Genomic DNA, 20,793 nt, shown 5'->3' on the forward strand with positions numbered 1-20,793 from the left:
TAGCATTTTTACTAAAATCTTTCCATTTTAGTAAAGGCTGCTTACCTACGTGGAGCTTATTTTGAGATAACGTAAAGCATTAATGGCGAATTGAGCTGATTTTTAAAATATATAGCATAAAATTTATGCTTCCACCTGTTTAGACAGAAGCATTGTTGAGTTTATTGTATTTATAAATAGCTAAACGAAAGTAAATAAACTTACACCTGTGATCATCTTATTCATAAAAAAACTCTATAAAATATTCTATATCTTCAACAGCCGCTTGTATTTCCAAATTCGCCCTAACTTCTTTAATAAATCCTTCAACATACCCACCACTATCTTTTCTAGGATTTAAATTATATTTATTAATAATTAGCTCTTGAATTAAATTAATTGCCTCTAAGAAACCATATATATTTTTTGAAATAATATGAAGTGTGTCACCTGCAATGCATGCTCCAACTTTTCCAGATTCATTCTCAATATAAACAATATTAGTATCATGCTGTGTTAAAAACACTGTACTATCTCTATCGAATATATCACTAAACATATACTGAATTTCTTGAATAGAATCACTTCCTAGAAAATCATTAATATTTCCTCCAATATCAATATTGAAATCACATTCAGGAATAGAATTTTTATAAGTTAAAAATTGATCACTATCTGGCTCACTTTTCTTAATCAAAAATGATGATTCACCATATATCTTTTGATTATTTATACTAATTTTTTCCAATAAATTGATAAGATTCATATCTATTCCTAAAAATTAAATTTTACAGCCTTTGTTAAACTGATTAATCATCGTTTCGCGATCAATTAGTCTTCCACGCGATACATTTGTGGTACTTCCTCTATGACCTTGATTTGAATGAAAATGCTCATTCTATACATTTGGCATAGGGCTACTATTTGGATGCTTTGGGTTTTCTGTGAAATTTGATTTAGTCTTCTCAGTCTTACACTCACTCCATACTTTATATTGAGCTTTCCAGATTATCTGACCTTGTGAATCACTAATCTCCTGTGGTGTACCCAAATGATCACAATGGTAGAACCAGATATCATCAAAGCCTTTACTTTGTTTCGTAGTTTTTCATAATGAATCACCCCAACATAAAAAAGCTCAATGACTTACCACTGAGCGTTATATAATTTAAAAAATATTGGTTAGATCTTATAATTTATTCATTTGAAAATACTACTAAACGGCCTTCTGGATAATGACCATCCCAGCCACATGGAAATCCCCCATTTAGATATACACTTAAAATTTCTTTCCATATATTTGGGAAGTGATCATTAGCATAACATTGAAAGATTATTCCTATATCCCTCTTCATTAGCTCAACAATTAAACAAGCTTCACCACACATCCATTTTTCTTTAGCTCCATTAAATTGCTGAGCTTCGAAACCAAAAAAATTATTTTTCTTTAGTTTATATTTGATCCTATCACTCCATTCAAAACTTTCAGGAAAAATATTCATTGAATCAGTTACTGTTTCCCACTCGTCAAAATCATCAAAACTATCATTAGTCGCATAATCAATACCTAAATTAGCATCATGAATAATCTTATAATCATTTTCAGTATTAAATTCACTGCTATAAAAATTACCTTTTTCCAAAAAAGCTACAAACTCTATAGCACTTTCTAACACTTGATCCCAAGTCTTCATTTATTTTTCTCTCACGTGGTTTCTCACCGTATTCATCCAATCTTTTTCAACACCATCAGTACCCGTAGGGTGTGCATTTCCATACATTGTTTGCCCTCCTGTTTGCAATTGTTTTTTTAATGCCGCCTGAATAACAGCTAACTTCTTACACCCACCGACATTTGGTTTAAATCTTGCTGCAACTTTCATAGCACCAATAGCAGCTTCGTTATATCCAGAATGATATCCAAAGTGTGTAGTTTTTCCAAAACCAGCCCCAGTTTTAAGTGGAACATTTGCATCTTTAGGTAAAGCAATTAAATTATTTACATTATGCACATCAAAATTTTTACACAATTTATTAACTTCGCGCAATGAATCTGTACTTTTTGGAATTATGTGGTGCACTTGATACCCTTCAGGTAGTTGTCCGTGAACAGCTTCCCAATTTTTTTGCCATTCTGATTTTAGACCTAAACTATCTGTCCATTTTATTGGATTTGGAGCATATGCATAAATATTCATCCCACCAGATAACCCAATCGGATCTTTACTTACAAACCGCCCCACATAAGGCGAATAATATCGATAACGGTTGTAATGTAAACCTGTTTCTTGATCCTTGCGCTTCCGACATAGCAATGCTCTGTCTTTGCTCATGTCTTTGCTCATGCACCTTGTCATGCACCTTGAAAGCGAATATTATTGGTGACGATTTCTGAATTTTCAAAAAAGTTAGATGCGGACTTTGCTGCTTTGAGCATATGAATCATATGGCACAAGGTCTTGCACTCGTGCAAAGGGTTGCTTTGCTGATACGAGCTCACCTCACGCCTTATATTCAGTTTTCTAGATTAGTTGGCTCTTATAAAGCTAAATTAAACCTCAAAATACCATTCTAAGTAATCATTAAATGATTCCCTCTTTTCAACAACATCTACTCCATTACCTGTCAAATATTGACTTGCTTTAAGTGTTTCTTCATAAAAGAATTTCACTATATTTAATAAAAAAGCCAAAAATCAAATTTATGAAAATTTGGCTTGTGTAAAATTTTATGTAAAATATAGGAATTTAATCCCATTCATAACAACCAATATAAGTTAGAGTATTATACCGCTTATCTTTATCAACTTTTATTGGATCATCACCCCAGTAATAAAACATAGCATTAGCATTTTTTATTCCTTTATCCGAAGAGTCTTTTAACATTTTTTCATGATGATCAGGTTCAGGTGTCTCATCTATAATAGATCTTACATCATTAGCCTGCTCATCAAAATGATATCCCATAAAGTCTTGGTCTAACCAATCTAGACCAACCTCTTTGCAAAATTTTGGTAATCCATGTGAATCATCAAAATAATCCCAATACTCTTGTTCAGATATCTCTGTTAAACCCAGCCAAAGATGTAACTTTGTTTTAAAAGACATTTATAGCTCTCCTATACCAAATCGTTCCATATTGATATATTAATAGTTTAAACCAATGTCTGATCGATATGTTTGAGTATGACTTAATTGACCGCCTTCTGATCTCTGGCACTCTAAAAATTAATTTCCGTTGTGATTAAGTTATACAGTTAATTTCTACTTTTTGATCAGTGTTATAGCCTATAATTTCTTTGACAAGTATAAATATCTCACTACCCGATACTTCATTGTAATATTTAAGGGTAATTTACTCTACAAGATCATAAATGATATCTATGTTGTATTAAACAAAAACCCAGTAACTTATTATGAGTTTTTGCTTTTTAAGATCAAGACCTAAACAATGGCAATGTAAATTTCAATATTCCACCCTCGTATTCAAGATAACCTTGCAAAATTAAATCAGTTATTTTTGATTTGTTGTATATATTACACTCAACAATAAACTCGCCATCCTCATCGGTATCCTCTATTTCAAAAATAGGTCTATTAGGAGATTTTACTTTTACACTTTCTATCTCGCTAAAGGGTATCAACGATAAAACATACGAATTATTATCAAAGTTCCGTTCTAATTCCTCAATAATTTCTTCATACATTGCTGATGACAACTCAAACTTTTCTTCAAGTTGATGCTGATCCTTTTGATTTAAATAATCTAAGAACTGATTTATCAACTGATATACATCTAACAATTTTTTCTCATTTATACTCATTTTTCAATATTTAACACAACCTGCATCCCATAATCTTACACATATATAGTTTCTCTTCAATAGTTACCACTCATGGAAATTTTCTTCTATTACATCACCCAAAGAATCCCCCAACTTATTATACTCGCCATTATCTACATAATAAATATATACTTCTCCATTTATATTTATAAAAATAGGGTTCCCTGCACCATCATTCGAAACTACTACTGATTTTAAAATATAGTTATCAACTTTCAAATCATCTAAAAGTTTTCTTGCTCTATTAGTTAATTCAATAACAGTTTCATCCCCCATCATCTCAGCATTTTTCAAACCATATATAGCTAAACCTGCGTATGAACCACCATATGTACTAACAAATAGCTTATAGTCCTCTGGAAGCTTTATTCTCAAGATATTTTCCACATTATTAATATCATCCAAAGTTAATGGAACCCCTTTCATTTCTGGGTTATCTTTATAGAACTTTGATAATCTATCCAATAAATAGGCATCCACCACAGCCTCCTATTCGATTACAGGCTATTTATCACTAAACCTCAATTAAGCAAACTTTTAAAATTATTAAATATCAAATAAAATTTCTTCTAAAATTTCTTTAGATTCTTGATCTAATTTATCGTTACCACTCAACTCCAGATAATGTTTAATCAGTTCTTTCTTATCTATAGAAAAACCTATATTCACAGCATAAATATAAACATCATAAATAACAGATAGAGCATCCGATCTATTTTCCTTCAGTGGATTATTAATATATATATATACTAAAACATCCCATAATTTGATTAAAACATCATTTTCAAATATTTTCTCATTCAAATAAGGAGAAAACAGATCTGAAATCTCACCTAGTTCCTCAAATAAAGAATCTGTACTTAAAGAATCTCCCATAAGCCTATTTAACTTATCAAGGATATTAAACTCCATATTAACTTCCTCCCGGAAATACCGTTGGTTTTTTAATTGGGATATGTACATCATTAATTTTAACTGGATCATAGCTTGGACTATTAGAGTTAAATATTCCAGGTGGATGATAATTCCCATTTACATCCATACTTTTTTTACCATCCATTACCCTAACTACCCAGCCATCTTTTGCATTTGCTCCAGCTGGTGCATGGTCATCAGGCCCATGTATTCGGACAGTCTGAGTTGTTCCTTTATCTGTTGACCATTTATATTCATATCCATAATCATCAGTGGTTCCTGCTGGTGGAGTAAGTTTACGTCTTTTAGCATCTTCGGGAATACTTATTAAATCAGAACCATCTTCTTTTTTAATTGTATTTCCAATCAACTCACAGGTTAATCCAAGAGGATCAATCCAACTTGTTGGATTCGGAGCATAAACGTAAACATTATGCCCGCCCAACAACCCAATTGGATCTTTAGAGATAAAACGCCCTACATAAGGCGAATAATATCGATAACGGTTGTAATGTAAACCTGTTTCTTGATCCTTGCGCTTCCGACATAGCAATGCTCTGTCTTTCTTTGCTCATGCACCTTGGGAAGCGGATATTATTGGTGACGATTTCTGAATTTTCAAAAAAGTTATATGCGGGCTTTGCTGCTTTGAGCATATGAATCATATGACGCAAGGTCTTACACTTGTGCAAAGCGTTACTTTGCACAAACGAGTTCACCTCACGCCTTATATTCAGTTTCTAGATCAATTGACTCTTATAAAGCTAAATTAAACCCCAAAATACCATTCTAAGAAATCATTAAATGATTCCCACTTTTCAATAACATCCACTCCATTTTCAGAGTAGCCAATTATTTCGACACTATTTTCCTCTTTATTATAAAAATATGCTCTTTCCCCCTCAAACTCTGAAATTACATAATAATTATCATTTAAACTCAAATCTCTTCTTAAACTATTATTAATAACTCTGTAATCACTATTTTCATACATCCAACATATTTGCCATAATTCAAATTTTTTTGAATAAAAACCTCCTGGATTTTCCTCTGCATGTGTATAGAAAATGCCAAAATCAGAGCTAGTATCCAAATTTAATTCTTTCAGAATCTCTCTATATCTTTCACAATCGATATCTACATCTTCAAACCAAGCATCTTTTTGCTTCAAATAATTAACCACTTTAAAACTTAACATTATTTCACCTTTATAAAGGGCAGCCACTACTAGTATTTCGACTCTCTAACTCTTTATTTGCTCTATCTTTCTAATATCCTTCCCTATCATCCTTAAAATCATCTCTATTAACAGGATAGTCAGGATGCTGTTTTGGTCTATACGGATGAAGAGCTGGTAAAGCCGTATTTTTACTATGACTATTTCCAGACAATTCGAATAAAGGCCCATTTGCATTTTGTTTTGAGTGATGTAAATTAACAGATGACCAGCCATTAGCTGTTTTAATCCTAGGCGCATCACCTCTTAAAGCTCTATCTAGATTTGTTTCAGTCTTTCCACCACGAGTAGTAAATTTTTGATCCCAGTCTATTTCTTGCTGATAAACTGTATATTCGATATTTGTTTTTGTTCCTGTATGAGTTGTCTTTTTATTAAATATCTTTGTTAAACCTAGAGGATCAATCCATACAACAGGATTAGGAGCATACTGATACATATTAGACCCACCTAATAACCCAATCGGGTCTTTAGAAATGAATCTTCCTACATAAGGTGAGTAATAGCGGTTTCTATTGTAGTGAAGTCCTGTCTCTTGGTCAAAATATTGCCCTTGGAAGCGGATATTATTGGTGACGATTTCTGAATTTTCGAAAAAATTAGACTTAGTCTTTTTAGATTTACACTTACATCACGCTAGTTGATTCGCTTTGTGTACGAATCACTGCCTCCAATCCTTGCTTGAAGCGACTTCTGCTAATAAATCTATATCTTCAGGATCTCCATCAAATCTAATAATAGAAGATTTCGAAGTATCTCCTGTGATACCTATCAAAACATCACTAATATAATCAAATCATTCTTGATATGAAGAATTTTTTTCCACCATAATAACTTCATATTCTCTTAAAATCTCCATCAGTGAATTGTATGCTTCATAACGAGATATTTTTAACCGAATAAACTTATCTAATAAACTATCAATCTCAAGATTAGTAACTTCTTCATTTTGGAGTAATGCAATCATTTCATTTTTAAAACTCATCATTTTTATCTTCACTGATATGGAATTGAATTTAGACTGGTATTCACCAAATGTTATATCTTTTGCAGGATATATTAAAACATACTTAAATGATCATTTTCATAACTAAGCCTTGTCGGTAAAGTTGATGTATCAACTTTACCATTTACTTGTCACGTTCTTCTCGGAAGCTCTTCTAAACTAGAACTTAGTCCTTGCTTCCTTATTAAAAACATCACCTCATGACTTAAACAAAGGATCAAAAAAATGTACATTACCATTAGTTAAATCAACATTCCCTTGAAGTATCAATGAAGTATCTTTTTCATAGTTATACACTACACACTCTAAAACATATTCACCATCGTCCATTTCATTCAATTCAAATATAGGCATATTTTCTACTTCCTTTAAATGAATTTCATCAAAAGGAATCAATGATAGCTTATAATCACCATCAAAATAATTGTTAAGAGTATCCTCTAACTCTTGATACATTGTTAAGGTAACCTCAAAATCAGATAACAAACTATCCTTATCTTTTTCATTAATGCATTTCAGAAAAAAATCTACAGTTTTATAGATATTCAATTCAATATTTTTATCTATCATTCATATACCATTTTAAACCTTCCATTTCTCACCTCGAACATAACTTAAAAAATCATCCATATTAGTGGTAGGTTCATTTTTAAATTTTACAATAGAATTAGGTGAACAATATCCTATGATTGTTGTTTGTAACTCACCCAAATAATCGAATTGATCTTGTAATTTTATATTTTTTTGAATCATACTTTCTTCCATCAAAAAAATTTCATTTAAAGATTTATAAACTTCATTTCTCGTCCCCCCTTCATTAATGTAGTCAGTTAATACATTATCAACATCTTCATCACTACCATTATTTTCTAACAGCTGAACTATTTTATTTTTAAAATTTAATACACTCATATTTACTTCTAATCAAGCAATATCAATAACATTCAAACTATAAGAAGTATTGAAAAAGACAACCTTATTCCACGCACCATCGTCATTAAAGCCCTCTAACTCAACCTTATCATCAGAGATATTTACAACCTGAATTAAAGTAAATAAATCTTTACCTTTATTTATTTCAAGTAAATCAAGTTGTTTGTATTCTTCAATACTACTATCATACATTTCAACATTGAATGAAGTCCAATTAAAAAAATCAACTCTACATTTTCCACATATTGTTTTAAACATATATCATAAACTGCTGAAAATAAAATATAAAACTTATCACCATAAATCTTTATACTTTTTATATCCATATCTGCAGTTTCAATTTGTTCCAGCTTCATAAAAAAACTTAACCATAACTAGACTAGCTTTACTCTTCATATCGACAAAAAACCCAACCTTTATATGAAAGCAACTTGCCTATTGGCTTTTCTGACTTTTCTAAAGAAATTTTTTGTTTTAAAAACTGTGGATAAGCTGCCATTATTTCTGTAACAGCAATATCAATTATTTCATAATCTTCATCTTTGGGTTCAACATCTAAATACACATAAACAAATATAGTTTCATCATTAAAGTCGAATGCTACTGCTCTTACATTATTTGCAATAGCACCTAAAAAGCTTGTAAACACTACTAACTTCAGATTGTTAATATTCATTTCAAGAGAACTTAATCATAAATAAAATCTTTAAAAAATTTAGAAAAATATCATCTTCATATATTTTTTATTATTAAATCCTCAATTATTTCTTCGTATGCTTCTTTGATTTCACTTATATTACTACTCTTCCCTATCATGAGCAGCCTATCTATTAAATCCTTACTCTCAAATCTAACCAACAACTCATACAAATAATTAAATGTATAGTAATCATAAAAATATTTACTTCCAGAGTTTTCAACAAAGCCAACTAAAATACGATCAACTTCATTCTTATAAAAATTTACTATTTCTTCATTTAGTATTGTATTAACTATCACTCTTTCCTCATCACTACCATCAATAGAAATATTTAAAATACACTCCATCAAACTTATATTAGAATCATGCAGTGTAAAACTATCCCTAATAAGAGTCAAAACAGAACACCTTAAGTCTTTACTTTTATCATTTAAAAGAGAAATATAATTATCACAAGTTAATCTATTCGCTAATATTCTAGAATTTTCATAATACTTTCCTATTCTATGCGAAAATATAGAATAACCTTCAGAAAGAATATTATCATCACCATTTAAAACTGCATATTGAAGCTCACTGTATTCACATATATTCTTATCAATTAAATGCAGAATTCCCTTCTCGTCGACCTCCACTACAATCCTCCTTAAAATAAAAAATAATTTATTTTTAATTAACCAACAATTAAATAGCCGTTTTTATAAAAAATTGTCTAAAAATCAATTGAAAATAGTCAGAAATCAACTTAAACTTTTAACCACCATCACCTCATTCCGATCGACCATCAAATACTTTGCATAAAAATCAATCCCTAGCACCTTTCCTGCTCCATTCAAATATTCCTTTTTAATTAGAAACTCATCAACCCTTTTAACTAGGTTACAATTATCCAAGAAATTCTCAGGGAAATTAAGATATATATTTCCGTAATAATTATTTACAAAATCCAAAGGAAAAACATATTTAACCTTATCACCAACCAGTTTGTCTGAAAAAAAACAAAAACCAGAAAAACCACTTCTGAATAAATTTAGGTTTTCATCAAAAAAATCCTTATACTTTGAAAAATCATAATAATAAAGACTCTTATCAATATAAAACTTTTCACTATAAAATTTACTTTTATTGTAATTCAAATATTTATTTTGACCAAAAGCACCTTTAAAATCTAAAATTTTTTCCAAAAAATCAAAATCACTATTTTTTACAGAATAATTAACTAAAAAATTTTCTTTCAAAAAATATTCATTAATTTCTAAATCAAAAAAATTAAACAAATCATCCTTCTCACCAATAATAATAACTCCAGAGTTACTTCTAAAATTATCGGGTATATCGATAAAATCTGGAACAGTATCAAAATAAAATTTTAGCATTCACATTCATCTCAAAAATTAATCCAACACTATAAAGTTATTTATTTTTTAAAAATACTCCAAGCCAGTTTATCAAATTTAAGTTACAGCTCCTCATCACTTACCATTAAATTACAAAAACCTAATTATTCAAAAATTCACTGATTAAAAATTTATAACTAACACTTTTTATCCCACCAATCCAGTAATGTTTCATCATCAAAATCTTCATAATTTTTATAAATATTAGTAAGAGCCCAGTTATTACCTGATATTTCACTGAAGTTTATAAAAAAACTATTTACTCTTTGGATACCTTGAGTTGAGGAAACAGTAATAGCCATATTATTCCCACTCAAACCATCTATAGTTCCTTCTAAATAGTCTAAAAGTTCATTCTTAAAATCTTCATAATCCTCAAGAGTTAAATTTGCCTCATAAATATGTATATTAAAATTCCCACCTCGATGTATAACCTTTACGGGTTCTTCGCTATTAAAAAATTTAAAAATATCACCTTTTGCTAAATTTAGAGCTAAGCCTGGGGCAGATAGTAGCTTATAAGTGTTTACATCTATATCTTCTACAAGAACTTCCTCTGCTTTAATATTACCAGAGCTAGTTTTTCCTGCATAAATATTTAATACTTTCAAGCTATCCCTCACTTATCAAACACTTCCAAGCACACAATAAAAACCCAACAAATATTTACACCTACCTAATCAACATTAGAATTTAAAGCTATACCCCTCTTAAAAAAACCTTATTTATGTTTCATAAAAAGTATAATTTCCAGAAAACACTCCGAATAAAAGACTTAACTTTAAAAATAAAAAAATAATTAACTTGCAGTATATTTTTTTACTCCACCAATTCACTTTCAACTTAGCTCTAAAATTTTTTTATATATCGCATCTGTATATGGATCAACTGAAATTAATTTAAATGTATATTTTTTTGCTATAATTACAATCTGATAATCATGACTGTTAACAACAAAGCACCTATAATCTTTAATATTAACTTTAGAATATTCCCATTTCTCTCTTTTCTTTAAGTATTTTCTTATCACTTTAGAATCTAAAACCTCATATATAGATGACCTATACTCGGGCTCATCTATTAGGTAACTTCTAATTTTACTTTCAATTTTGACACTTAAAACATCATTAAAAAAAATCTCTCCGAGTTTATTTTTTATCAGCTCAGCATTATCATCCCAGCATGTAAAATAGGTAATTAAATCATCCCGATACTGTTGAGTAAAAACATGACATTGGGGATCTTGCCAAAAGGGAATTTCTATTTCAACAATCATCGGATTCTATTCACCATAAAAATATACTAAACAATAAAGCTACTTAAATGGATAGCTATTCATCCCCCCTATTTCACCAGCTTGAAAGTTCTCCATCCTCATCTTGTATAGAAATAGTTGTATTATTACGTAACCAGCCAAAAAAACTAATTAAATCTGAATTTACAGTTTCTCCATGTGATGATACTTCAAAAAAAATATAATTCTCATGAAAGAAGAATCTAACATCATAAACCCAACCATTATCTCCACTTTCATCTTTCAAATAAACTACTTTATTTTCCGTATCAAACACAGAAAAACTTTTTAATTCTTTAAGTTTATCAATTACTTTTAACTTGTTTTTCTCAAGCCATTCTTTATCATTGAATTTTATAAATAACTCGGCTGACATCATTTAATCTCCGTGATTACGACCTGAAACTTGATAAAAATCTTTGTACTTTTTATATCCATATCTGCTGTTTCAGTTTGTTCTAGCTTCATAAAAAACTTAACCATACCAGACTAGCTCTATTCTTCATATCGACAAAAAATACAACACATCAATTAATCAACATCAACCAATTACTATTCATTAAAAACGCCCCCATAAAAGAATGTTTCTTCGTAAGAAAAAACAACCTCACTTTTATTAACTAAATAGGCAATACAATTTTCATCACTAGGGTAAAAAAATCACTCCATGATATTAAAAAAATATATGATGGAACAATTGCACAATTACACCTCCCCCAAAAGAATATTAAATATGAAACCCCTTTTAGCTTTTCTTCGAAAAAACTTAAAGCCTCATTCTCATCATCAAAATTAAGTTCCTTTTTTTCTTTTAAGAAAAAATAATCTCTCCCTATATCCATTAGATTATTAAAAGGAAATAATGAATCCCAAAGTTTTTTTGATTCTTCACTCATTATAAAAAAAATTTCTTTCTTTTCTTTATCTGATAAAGAGCAATCATCAGAGTTAAAACGCCATGCTATTGGATATAGGTTTTCATCAAAAATTATTGAATTTTTACTTGCCATAAAAATTAAACTATTTAAATGAATATCCCTTTGCATGCACTTCAAAACAATGATCATATGTCCACAAAAGATATATATTTAATCCACTACTATCACTATTAGACTGATCAAAATTAGAACCAGAAACATTTGAAAATTTTCTTTCAAAATCATCATATTGAATCAAATTAAAACTCTTTACATTATTAAACCTTATTAAAAAAGGTTCTGATATTCTAAAACTACTCCCATCTTCATTTTTTTTAACCATACTAAAGTTAATATTAATCTCTAGACTATTTCCATTCACATCAAAAACAAAGTTATTTAACCAAAAATCTGTTCTTGAACATAAAATTCCAAATTTTGTTTGTATGGGTAAGAATGTTAATTCGGACATATAGATTTACCTGCGTCTGTCGTTGAAAACCTACGTAAAGTTGCTTCTTTTTGTATCTCTTCGGGAGTTGCCCACCTCGTATTTACCCCTACATTTGCTTGCTTAGCAGCGGCTAATCTACGATTATCAAGGGAATAAACCATGTTACTTTTTGCTCCTTGCTCTGAAAGTTTGTCTTGTACATTTTTTGGTAAGTCATTAAACCTTACTAATCTAATTGGTTCAACTTGTTTGGCGTAAGCTGGGTCTGCTTGTAATCTATATGCTAAACTATTAACATTTTCTCCATTTCCAAAAGATGCACTATACCCATTTTGGCTATATCTAATTGTCTTTGGAGACTTTATTTTATCCAATCCAAGAGGATCAATCCAACCCACTGGATTCGGCGCGTAAGCATAAACGTTATTACCGCCCAACAATCCAATCGGATCTTTAGAGATAAAACGCCCTACATAAGGCGAATAATATCGATAACGGTTGTAATGTAAACCCGTTTCTTCATCAAAATATTGCCCTTGGAAACGGATATTATTAGTGACGATTTCTGAATTTTCAAAAAAGTTAGATGCGGACTTTGCTGATACGAGCTCGCCCCATGCCTTATATTCAGCTTTCCAGACCATTTGACCTTGAGCATCACTCATCTCCTGTGGTGTACCCAAATGATCACAATGATAGAAACAAATATCATCTAAAGATTTTGCTGGGGCAGTCTTACGCCATAAAGGATCTTTGGCAATATGATAAGGCTGATCTGTCCAATCAGGTGTTTGTACAAGCTCAATCGGTTCACGATAGATTGCTTGCAATAGAGGGACAAAACTATCCTTCTCATACACATAATGCTTGGTGATCTGATCATTGGATTCAAAGGCCAAAGTATTGCCATCCCAGCCATAAATCACATTCTGCTCTTCACCTGTATGATGGTGTTTACTGCGCTTTTGAATACGTCGTCCTAAAGCATCATAACGATACTCCGCAATGTATTCTGTATTACGACTCTTGATTAACCGCCCACAAGCATCCCACTCAAGGTACAAGTCCCCTTTAGATGACTTTTGGCGCACCAATTGACCATAAGCATCGTACTGATATTGCTGATCTAAATATGCTTTAACAACATTATTCACCAAACGGTTATAACCATAAGTATTATTTGCTGTTGCGGTTGCACTCGGTTCTTGATGATGATTTCGGTCAATAATGTTACTTGCAGGGTCAAAACTAAATGTTTCTTTACCCAACTTACTATTGGCTTCAAGTAAACGACCAACAGGATCGTATTTATACTGGATATTGCCACGGCGAGTATCTGCAATATTGAGCAATTGCCCCGTTTTATCGTACTGATATAAACGTTGAATCAACTGTTTAGTTTCTTGAATGGCATTGTTCTGTATTGCCTGCTGCGGCGATGTATATGCAAATTCATGCCCATTCAGCACGCGCTGCTGCGTCAAACGCCCCAGCTCATCATAATGCTGCTCTTGGCTAATCCCGTTGGCATAATGGCGAACAGTTTCACGATGCAAATCGTCTCGTTCAAAACTGACAGTATCTTCACCATTCAGGACCAAACCATGAACATGCCCACTGCCATAGGTTAACCAGTCGACTTGTTGCCCGTCTGGACGTATGGTTTTAATCCGATCATTAATTTCATCATAACTGTGTTTCCACACCGCAGTTTTATGTGTTTGATGATCTTGATGATGCTCTCTCACCAGATTACCGACGACATCGTAATACCACTGGAGATTGCTCTCATTATTTTTAGCCTGAATCAATTGGCCATTATTGTTATAGGCAAATTCTTCAACCTGTTTTTGTTCTAATTCCTGCTCGGTATAGCCATAGCCTGCCTGACGTTGTTCCAGTCGTCCCATGCTGTCAAATAGGAATTGTTGAATACGATCTTTCGGTGCAGCCCGATCTTTTAAGTCCTGCCCAAATGCAGAGGCCACCTCAATACTGCTGGATAAATTGCCATCTGTTTCATCATATTTGTACAGGGTTTCTTTACCATCAAAATCAATTTCTTTAATCAGGCGACTGGCAACATCATAGAAAAATTCGTAGCTTGCCCCATTTTCATTGGTCAAACGTTTCAGACGATTCAGCTTGTCCCATTGATATTTCAACGTGTGCTTCAAGGCATCCGTACGAGATGAAATCAGTCCTGCTGCGTCATATTGATATTGTGTGAGTTGTCCTTTGGCATCGACATGCGCCAATAAACGCCCTTCGGCATCATGGACAAAATGTTCTTCCGTGGCATCGGCATGTTTGATTTTTTCAAGCTGACCAAAAGCATTCAGTGGCAAACCTTGAATGATCGGTTCACGTTGTTCTGTGGTTAGGTCACTATAGAAGTATTCAACCTTTTGTTTTAAGGCATTTTCAACTGATTTTACTCGCCCACGTTCATCATACTGCCATGTGGTGGTTTTGCCCGAACAGTCGGTATAACTGATCAGATTACCCTGATCATCATACTTTAACTGCTTGGAACCCCCTTTGGCATCTTTAATCGAAGTGAGTAAACCTAGACCATTGTAACTGTATTCTGTTACACGTTTTAGCGGATCGATTTCCTTACTGATATTGCCCTGAGCATCATACTCCTTAAACCAACGCCCTTGTTCAGCATCGACCATACCTGTTAATTGACGTTTGTCATCATAGGCATAATATAAATTTGAACCGTCAGGTTGGGTAACACTGACAATATTGCCACTTTCATCATATTCATAAATGGTTACCGCGGCGTCACGATCAACATGCTTGGTAACACGGGCAAAATCATCACGGAAGAACCATTCTTCCAATCCATCAGGATAAATGATGCGATAGGTATAGCCATCAATATCATAGTAATACCAAGTTTCTGCCCCATAGGCATCCGTTACATAGGTTAAACGGATATTTTCATCCCATGCCAGCCTGCTCTCAGAGCTGCCATCATCAGCCCATTCGTGAAAGGCCTTCGATGTGGGCTCAATCCCGTCATATTCCAGATTAATACCACGACCAGTCAGATCGGTATAACGGCTTAATAAATGATGCTCATATTGATAATGATAGCTTGCGCCATTTTCAGTAATGGCCTCGATTAAGTCGCCTTTATGGTTATAGTTATAACTCGCAAGCGGACGAAGCAATTGCCCATTTTCCACCAACCATGCATCGTCAATACGGCCTTGTGCATCGACTTGGAAAGCAACATGCGCCAATAATTTCTGCTTCTCTTTAATCAATACATCCGAAATAAATGAATGATCACCCGATTGATGGTCATAACGAACCGCTAAGGTCACCCCATTTTTATATTCAATCGCAGATAAGCGATAATAATCTTGATATTTTTCAAAAATATGCTTTTCTTCTTTTTGATAGGAAATCATCTGAATATGTTCAGAGATCACGCTATAGTAAAAATCTTCTGTTTGATTGTGAAAGCTTTCACCCACTTTTAATTGAGGTAATTTGACAGGGCGTGCGTCTGGACCAATATATTCCAGCCCTGCTAACGGTTTGATATATGCGGCCTGTTGTTCCGTTTCCTCAATATATTCACTTTGCGGCACAATTCGGGTGGTAAAAGAGGTCAACCATCTTGCCCCAAACTCTCCCTGATCTAATTGATACAAGTTCGATGCATAGGTTCGATTTAAAATAAAACTTTCAATCGCAGACACATACGCATCCTGATGAGTTAAAAACTCAGTTCCCAATGCATAAGTAATATGTTTTTTAGTACCTGTTTTGGTCTTTCCACCACCTAAATTCAGTGGACATGACACTTCATTTGGATTGTTTTTAGCTTTGGCTTGGTGATTAGTTTTTTCCAGTTCCCCACTCGGTCGACTCTTCTCTTTTTTAGCGACCTGTTTCTGAGTAATATTGGCTGTGGCTTTTTTCTTTAATTTGAATTTTTGTACAGCTTTTAATAAGACATTCAATAACCAAGCAATACTCATTGCTTTGCCTGGATCGGCTAAAGTCATCAAGAACTGCGGCGCTTTTTTACCAAAACCACGAATCCCTGTAATAACCAGTTGAATCGGCTGTTTCGCACTTGCTGGCACAACCGATGAAACACCTTTGGCAACCGTGTTAATATTTTCCTTAACGCTCGCTTTCCATAAGTTCGTTAAACCATCTACAGCATTATTGAAAGTAGCTTTCGGATTACGCTGTAAATTATCTAGATTGACTTTATTAAGTTGTTTCTGTGCTTGTTTGACATTACCTGCTGAACTAAAGACGTGACCATTTAATATTTTTTGTATGCCGTTGGCAAAATCATTACTGATGCTGGTGATTTTTGTTCCACAGTGCTGCATCATATCTTTGACAAGCGGTTGAGCTTTTGCCGCAAACTGATCGAGTTCACCTGCAATACGTTCATTTAAGTGATCACTTAAAATCACCAAAATGGTATCGGAAATGACCCCACCTGCTTTTTGACGAACCAGATTCAAAGTCGGTCTCAAGCTCATGCGCATTGTTGCCATGGTTGGCGGTACAGGAATAATACCAATCACATCTAAACCAAGATTTAGCCAATCCCCAAAACCTGGGTTTGGTTTTTTACTGATATCGATAACATCATAAACGGCATCCACCAAAGCAATCGCATTACCAATCACTGGAAGCGAGCCTGCTACACTTTTAATGGTATTTAAGTCGACATAGTCCTTGGTGTTCTTCTTCAACCATGAATTGATTTTATTCATACCTGCTTTGACATCAGCAGCATACATTTTGTTTAAAGGCACAACCGCAACTTGTCCAGTATTGGTTCTTACACTCTGTTTATTTTGCTGATTGTTGGTCTTCTTAGGTGGTGTCGCCATCTTTCATCATTCTCAAAGCTTAATTTTTAAAATCAAAACGCGTTAGATCGAACGGATCTTTGGTCTTTTTATCGCTTGCCATTAGGTTCTGTTGCGCACGCAATGGATTTTTTAACTGGGATAGACTGTCCAAAGGACTGCCCATATTTTTCATCACTTTTTGCGTCAATGGGTTGTCCTTGACCTGATTAGCCAATAGCTTATTTGCTTGTTCTGTCAGGTTCGACTGAACCCCCTGCTGTAGCATTGGCAATAAAGCCTTTGCTCCACCCTCCTTCAACTGCTTTGCAGTCTCAAGTGTTTTTAACACTGAAGAAGGACTGGTAAAGGATTGACCTAAAGCATTCTTGGCGCTGCTAACCGCATTTTTTAGACCTGTTTCTGCTTTGCCCAATAAGGTTTGTGCATCAGGGTCATTTTCATTTGGCCACATTGGCGGGCGTTTAAAGTCACTGGATTCCGCCCACGGATCACGTTTATCATCTTCAAATACAACTTTTGCAGCACCCGTTGCCAGTCCAGAAACCCGTACAAAGCCTTTATCATCCAACTGACCAGAAAACTGCTGCCCCAGTGAATCAATGACCTGATAGCCGCCCTGTTTCACAAACTCACCATGTTTGTAATCGTGCAGCAATTCCAGTACCCCTTGCCCGCGTTTTGGTGGTGGTGGCAAACTGGATTGAGCGCTGACGCTTGAGCCACTCATAAACAAATGCTGCCCCGCCTTCACCTCAAACTTGCCACCCGTCACAGGAAAAATACCTGAGCCATTCAGCTTGATTTGAGAACCGCCTGCGGTAATCACAATTTCTTTCGGACTGCTAATCTGAATCTGACTTTCAGTGGAAATGATCTGAATGCCTTGTTTGGCGAGCAAATCTAGTCCATCTGACTGAGCCTGAACTTCAAACTTGCCCTTGGCAGCCACCTGCTTAATCCCATTCTGTGCTGCAAACAGGCTAATTCGATTTTGAGCATGGCCAATCAGATTCTTCTGCGTACTCAGGTTAATACTATCGCCTGCAATCTGATTGATTTGCCCATCTGCAGACACATGAATATCTTCATTGCTGCTTAAACCAATACCTGCTGGCGAATGAAGCAACAACAACGCTTTATTAAATTTAGCAATCTTTGCTTCAATCTGTTCTGCAAATTCTTTTAACTGTTCTAAAGACTCAATTTCATCGGTCTGTTGATTCTTGGCGACTTCACTTAAAGCCTTGGCATTGTTCTGATTGCCTTCTAGCTGTTGCTTGGCGGGTTCGGCATCGAGATGCTCTCCTTGCGCCTGATCCTGCTTTTGAGTACTAAGCAGTAAACCATTGCCTGCACGCACTGCACCCCATTGATCGGTCCGTAGCTCAAAACCCTCACCCCGATCTTCACTTTCAGCCTTATCTTTTGGATGGCTGAGTTTACCCAGATTCAGTTGAGTGGCGGCATGGCTGCTTTGCAGTTGCGCACTGATTTGTCCTGTGGTGTCATCAAAACGCAACTGGTTAAAGCCTTCACCTTGATACTCTTTGGATTTGATCCCTGCCAGTTTTTTGGTATCAGGTAGTTTACCGGCATGGTCAAACTTAGTCGGGCTACGCTGTGCTTCATGAATCCGCCCAACCACAAAGGGCCGATCAATATCGCCATCAAAGAAATCAATCACTACGATTTCACCAATCCTAGGCAAGAATCGTGCGCCGTAGCCTTCACCAGCCCACGGCGTTAATACATCGACCCATGCAGAGTCAGTATCGTTGTCATTGGCACCGGCACCGCTATCATGACTGTGGTCATCTGCTCGGGTAAACAGGAAACGAACTTTAATCCGTCCCCATTCATCCACATAAATTTCGTCACCGCTTGGCCCCACCACTTTGGCACGTTGTGGATGAGTCGCAGGCCGATGTTGTAACGGGTTATACTCAGGAACCAGACCAATATTACGTCGTTGTAATATCAATTGATTGGCTTGGCGTTCATCCGAAACCGCATGCTGAAAAGGGCTGCTTTGCCAATTGCTTTGTTGAAGCAAAGCTGCGACTTGATCCGTTAAATCTTTAGGCAGGTTATTTTGGTTATAAAAAGTTTTAGAAAATATTAAAAACTCTTTATCTGAACCCCGATGCTGATCAATTTCAGGATGTTCATTCAGTTCAAACCAATAGCCCACTGGAGTATCGCGAACGGTTGATGTCGCAACAAACTGCTTGGCCTGTGAGTCATAATACTGACTTAAGTTCTGATTCAGTTTTTCAATTTGGGCATTACCCGCTTTGGTCGCGCCATCCTCACCTTTTAAATCCTGAATCCAAGCAGGTGAAAAATGCCATGCTTGTTCTAAAGCAAGCTGCTGATTATCGTGTTGATCACTCTGATAATGTTTACTCTGAACACTGCCTGCCCCTTCTTCTTGTTCTAAGGCATCCGCTTGCCAACGCTGTACATGTACCGCACTTGGTTGCAGGGAACGCTGTGCCACAAATGCAGTGATGCTATCTTGTATTTCAGTCGCACTACTACGATGAAAACGAATATTACGGCGCTCTAGGGCCTTATATTGATTATTGTCATCAATGAGTCTGAGTTTCTGCGGCTGAATCTGTTCATTTGAACTAGATACTTTCAGCTGTGCTTCATCAATTAAAGTACTAATGCCTTCCGAAGCCAAAAGCCTTTGAATAAAGTCAAAATCTCGTTCATTATGTTGCATGATGAACGGCCTGACATCGTAGTCCTTAGTGAGTCCGCTTTTATCCAGAGTCAGACTGGAAGCAAATAAGGGACTGCGTTGCTGCCATTCAGAAAAAATGGTCTGCACAACATCCACGACAGATTTCGCCATAAAAACACGGCTGTTACGACGATGCTTCCACAAGGCGGTCGGGTCTTGTACACCTAAACGATAAATGGTCAGCGAACCATCACTGGCCCCAATATCAGCATGGGTAATAATGCCTGAGATACGTGTCAGTTCCGCTTTATCGGTCACGATATCAATGGCCACTTGACTGCCAATAAAACTTTTTAAAGGAATAACCGCATTGGTTGAAAGACAGAGTAATTGTAGATCAATGCCATGATTGAGCTGATGCAGACCATCAATACGTTGTAAGAAAACTTGATTATTTAAAGATGTGTTGGAAAATTGGGCGTGAATCGCACGTTTTTGTGCTGTCAGGCCCAAGCTTTCTAAAGCTTGAAAGATATTATTCGCCATCTTTTTTTATAGAT

General features: G+C 34.5%; 21 protein-coding genes and 4 pseudogenes. All 25 read right to left on the reverse strand.

Annotation, left to right across the window (positions count from 1 at the left end; genetic code table 11):
• Positions 1-217 precede the first annotated feature (217 nt).
• On the reverse strand, positions 218-745 hold the full coding sequence (locus tag NG55_RS05280; protein ID WP_065342570.1) for a hypothetical protein: 528 nt from the start codon (positions 743-745) through the stop codon (positions 218-220).
• Positions 746-760: 15 nt separating this feature from the next.
• Positions 761-1,084 (reverse strand): annotated as a pseudogene (locus NG55_RS21420) (RHS domain-containing protein); the annotation flags it as partial.
• 91 nt (positions 1,085-1,175) lie between these two features.
• Positions 1,176-1,673: a hypothetical protein gene (locus tag NG55_RS05285; RefSeq protein WP_065342571.1), complete on the reverse strand. Its 498-nt coding sequence runs from the start codon at positions 1,671-1,673 to the stop codon at positions 1,176-1,178.
• Positions 1,674-2,410, reverse strand: a pseudogene (locus tag NG55_RS21425) (RHS repeat-associated core domain-containing protein); the annotation flags it as partial.
• A gap of 316 nt (positions 2,411-2,726) precedes the next feature.
• Entirely contained in the window at positions 2,727-3,086 is a 360-nt protein-coding gene (locus NG55_RS05295) for an immunity 22 family protein (RefSeq protein ID WP_065342572.1), read from the reverse strand.
• Between the two features lie 329 nt (positions 3,087-3,415).
• Complete coding sequence (locus NG55_RS05300; RefSeq protein WP_228704154.1) at positions 3,416-3,781, reverse strand: hypothetical protein; 366 nt, start codon at positions 3,779-3,781, stop codon at positions 3,416-3,418.
• Between the two features lie 84 nt (positions 3,782-3,865).
• Positions 3,866-4,303, reverse strand: a complete 438-nt coding sequence (locus NG55_RS05305) for an SMI1/KNR4 family protein (protein WP_228704155.1) — start codon at positions 4,301-4,303, stop codon at positions 3,866-3,868.
• 66 nt (positions 4,304-4,369) lie between these two features.
• Positions 4,370-4,735 carry a hypothetical protein gene (locus NG55_RS20980; protein ID WP_065342575.1) on the reverse strand — a complete coding sequence of 122 codons (366 nt, stop codon included), beginning with the start codon at positions 4,733-4,735 and terminating at the stop codon, positions 4,370-4,372.
• 1 nt (position 4,736) lies between these two features.
• Positions 4,737-5,388: pseudogene (locus NG55_RS05315) on the reverse strand (polymorphic toxin type 30 domain-containing protein); the annotation flags it as partial.
• Between the two features lie 119 nt (positions 5,389-5,507).
• Positions 5,508-5,936 (reverse strand): hypothetical protein, encoded by a 429-nt coding sequence (locus tag NG55_RS05320; RefSeq protein ID WP_065342577.1) that lies wholly within the window; start codon positions 5,934-5,936, stop codon positions 5,508-5,510.
• 70 nt (positions 5,937-6,006) lie between these two features.
• Positions 6,007-6,591 (reverse strand): annotated as a pseudogene (locus NG55_RS21430) (RHS repeat-associated core domain-containing protein); the annotation flags it as partial.
• Positions 6,592-6,771: 180 nt separating this feature from the next.
• Positions 6,772-6,963: a hypothetical protein gene (locus tag NG55_RS05330; protein ID WP_141669879.1), complete on the reverse strand. Its 192-nt coding sequence runs from the start codon at positions 6,961-6,963 to the stop codon at positions 6,772-6,774.
• Between the two features lie 216 nt (positions 6,964-7,179).
• Entirely contained in the window at positions 7,180-7,551 is a 372-nt protein-coding gene (locus NG55_RS05335) for a hypothetical protein (RefSeq protein WP_065342580.1), read from the reverse strand.
• A gap of 12 nt (positions 7,552-7,563) precedes the next feature.
• Positions 7,564-7,893: a hypothetical protein gene (locus NG55_RS20985; protein ID WP_171257911.1), complete on the reverse strand. Its 330-nt coding sequence runs from the start codon at positions 7,891-7,893 to the stop codon at positions 7,564-7,566.
• A gap of 12 nt (positions 7,894-7,905) precedes the next feature.
• The gene (locus tag NG55_RS05345) at positions 7,906-8,172 is read right to left on the reverse strand and encodes a hypothetical protein (protein ID WP_228704156.1); all 267 of its coding nucleotides are present in this window, start codon (positions 8,170-8,172) and stop codon (positions 7,906-7,908) included.
• Between the two features lie 127 nt (positions 8,173-8,299).
• Positions 8,300-8,590 (reverse strand): MafI2 family immunity protein, encoded by a 291-nt coding sequence (locus tag NG55_RS05350; protein ID WP_065342582.1) that lies wholly within the window; start codon positions 8,588-8,590, stop codon positions 8,300-8,302.
• Positions 8,591-8,646: 56 nt separating this feature from the next.
• Positions 8,647-9,249 carry a hypothetical protein gene (locus NG55_RS05355; protein ID WP_065342583.1) on the reverse strand — a complete coding sequence of 201 codons (603 nt, stop codon included), beginning with the start codon at positions 9,247-9,249 and terminating at the stop codon, positions 8,647-8,649.
• 105 nt (positions 9,250-9,354) lie between these two features.
• The gene (locus NG55_RS05360) at positions 9,355-9,990 is read right to left on the reverse strand and encodes a hypothetical protein (RefSeq protein WP_065342584.1); all 636 of its coding nucleotides are present in this window, start codon (positions 9,988-9,990) and stop codon (positions 9,355-9,357) included.
• A 158-nt stretch (positions 9,991-10,148) separates the two neighbouring features.
• Positions 10,149-10,634: a DUF4265 domain-containing protein gene (locus tag NG55_RS05365; protein WP_065342585.1), complete on the reverse strand. Its 486-nt coding sequence runs from the start codon at positions 10,632-10,634 to the stop codon at positions 10,149-10,151.
• A 215-nt stretch (positions 10,635-10,849) separates the two neighbouring features.
• Complete coding sequence (locus NG55_RS05370) at positions 10,850-11,287, reverse strand: hypothetical protein (RefSeq protein ID WP_065342586.1); 438 nt, start codon at positions 11,285-11,287, stop codon at positions 10,850-10,852.
• Positions 11,288-11,360: 73 nt separating this feature from the next.
• Entirely contained in the window at positions 11,361-11,684 is a 324-nt protein-coding gene (locus NG55_RS05375; RefSeq protein ID WP_065342587.1) for a hypothetical protein, read from the reverse strand.
• 241 nt (positions 11,685-11,925) lie between these two features.
• Positions 11,926-12,315 carry a hypothetical protein gene (locus tag NG55_RS05380; RefSeq protein ID WP_228704157.1) on the reverse strand — a complete coding sequence of 130 codons (390 nt, stop codon included), beginning with the start codon at positions 12,313-12,315 and terminating at the stop codon, positions 11,926-11,928.
• Positions 12,316-12,325: 10 nt separating this feature from the next.
• Positions 12,326-12,694 (reverse strand): hypothetical protein, encoded by a 369-nt coding sequence (locus NG55_RS05385; RefSeq protein WP_065342588.1) that lies wholly within the window; start codon positions 12,692-12,694, stop codon positions 12,326-12,328.
• A complete protein-coding gene (locus tag NG55_RS05390; protein ID WP_065342589.1) occupies positions 12,682-17,559 on the reverse strand; it encodes an RHS repeat-associated core domain-containing protein in 4,878 nt (1,625 codons plus the stop codon). Before NG55_RS05390 ends, NG55_RS05385 begins: the two co-directional genes overlap by 13 nt.
• Before the next feature lie 19 nt (positions 17,560-17,578).
• Positions 17,579-20,779 (reverse strand): type VI secretion system Vgr family protein, encoded by a 3,201-nt coding sequence (locus tag NG55_RS05395; RefSeq protein WP_065342590.1) that lies wholly within the window; start codon positions 20,777-20,779, stop codon positions 17,579-17,581.
• Between the last annotated feature and the right edge of the window lie 14 nt (positions 20,780-20,793).

Origin of the sequence: Acinetobacter gyllenbergii (assembly GCF_001682515.1) — a bacterium.
Classification (GTDB): Bacteria; Pseudomonadota; Gammaproteobacteria; order Pseudomonadales; family Moraxellaceae; genus Acinetobacter; species Acinetobacter gyllenbergii.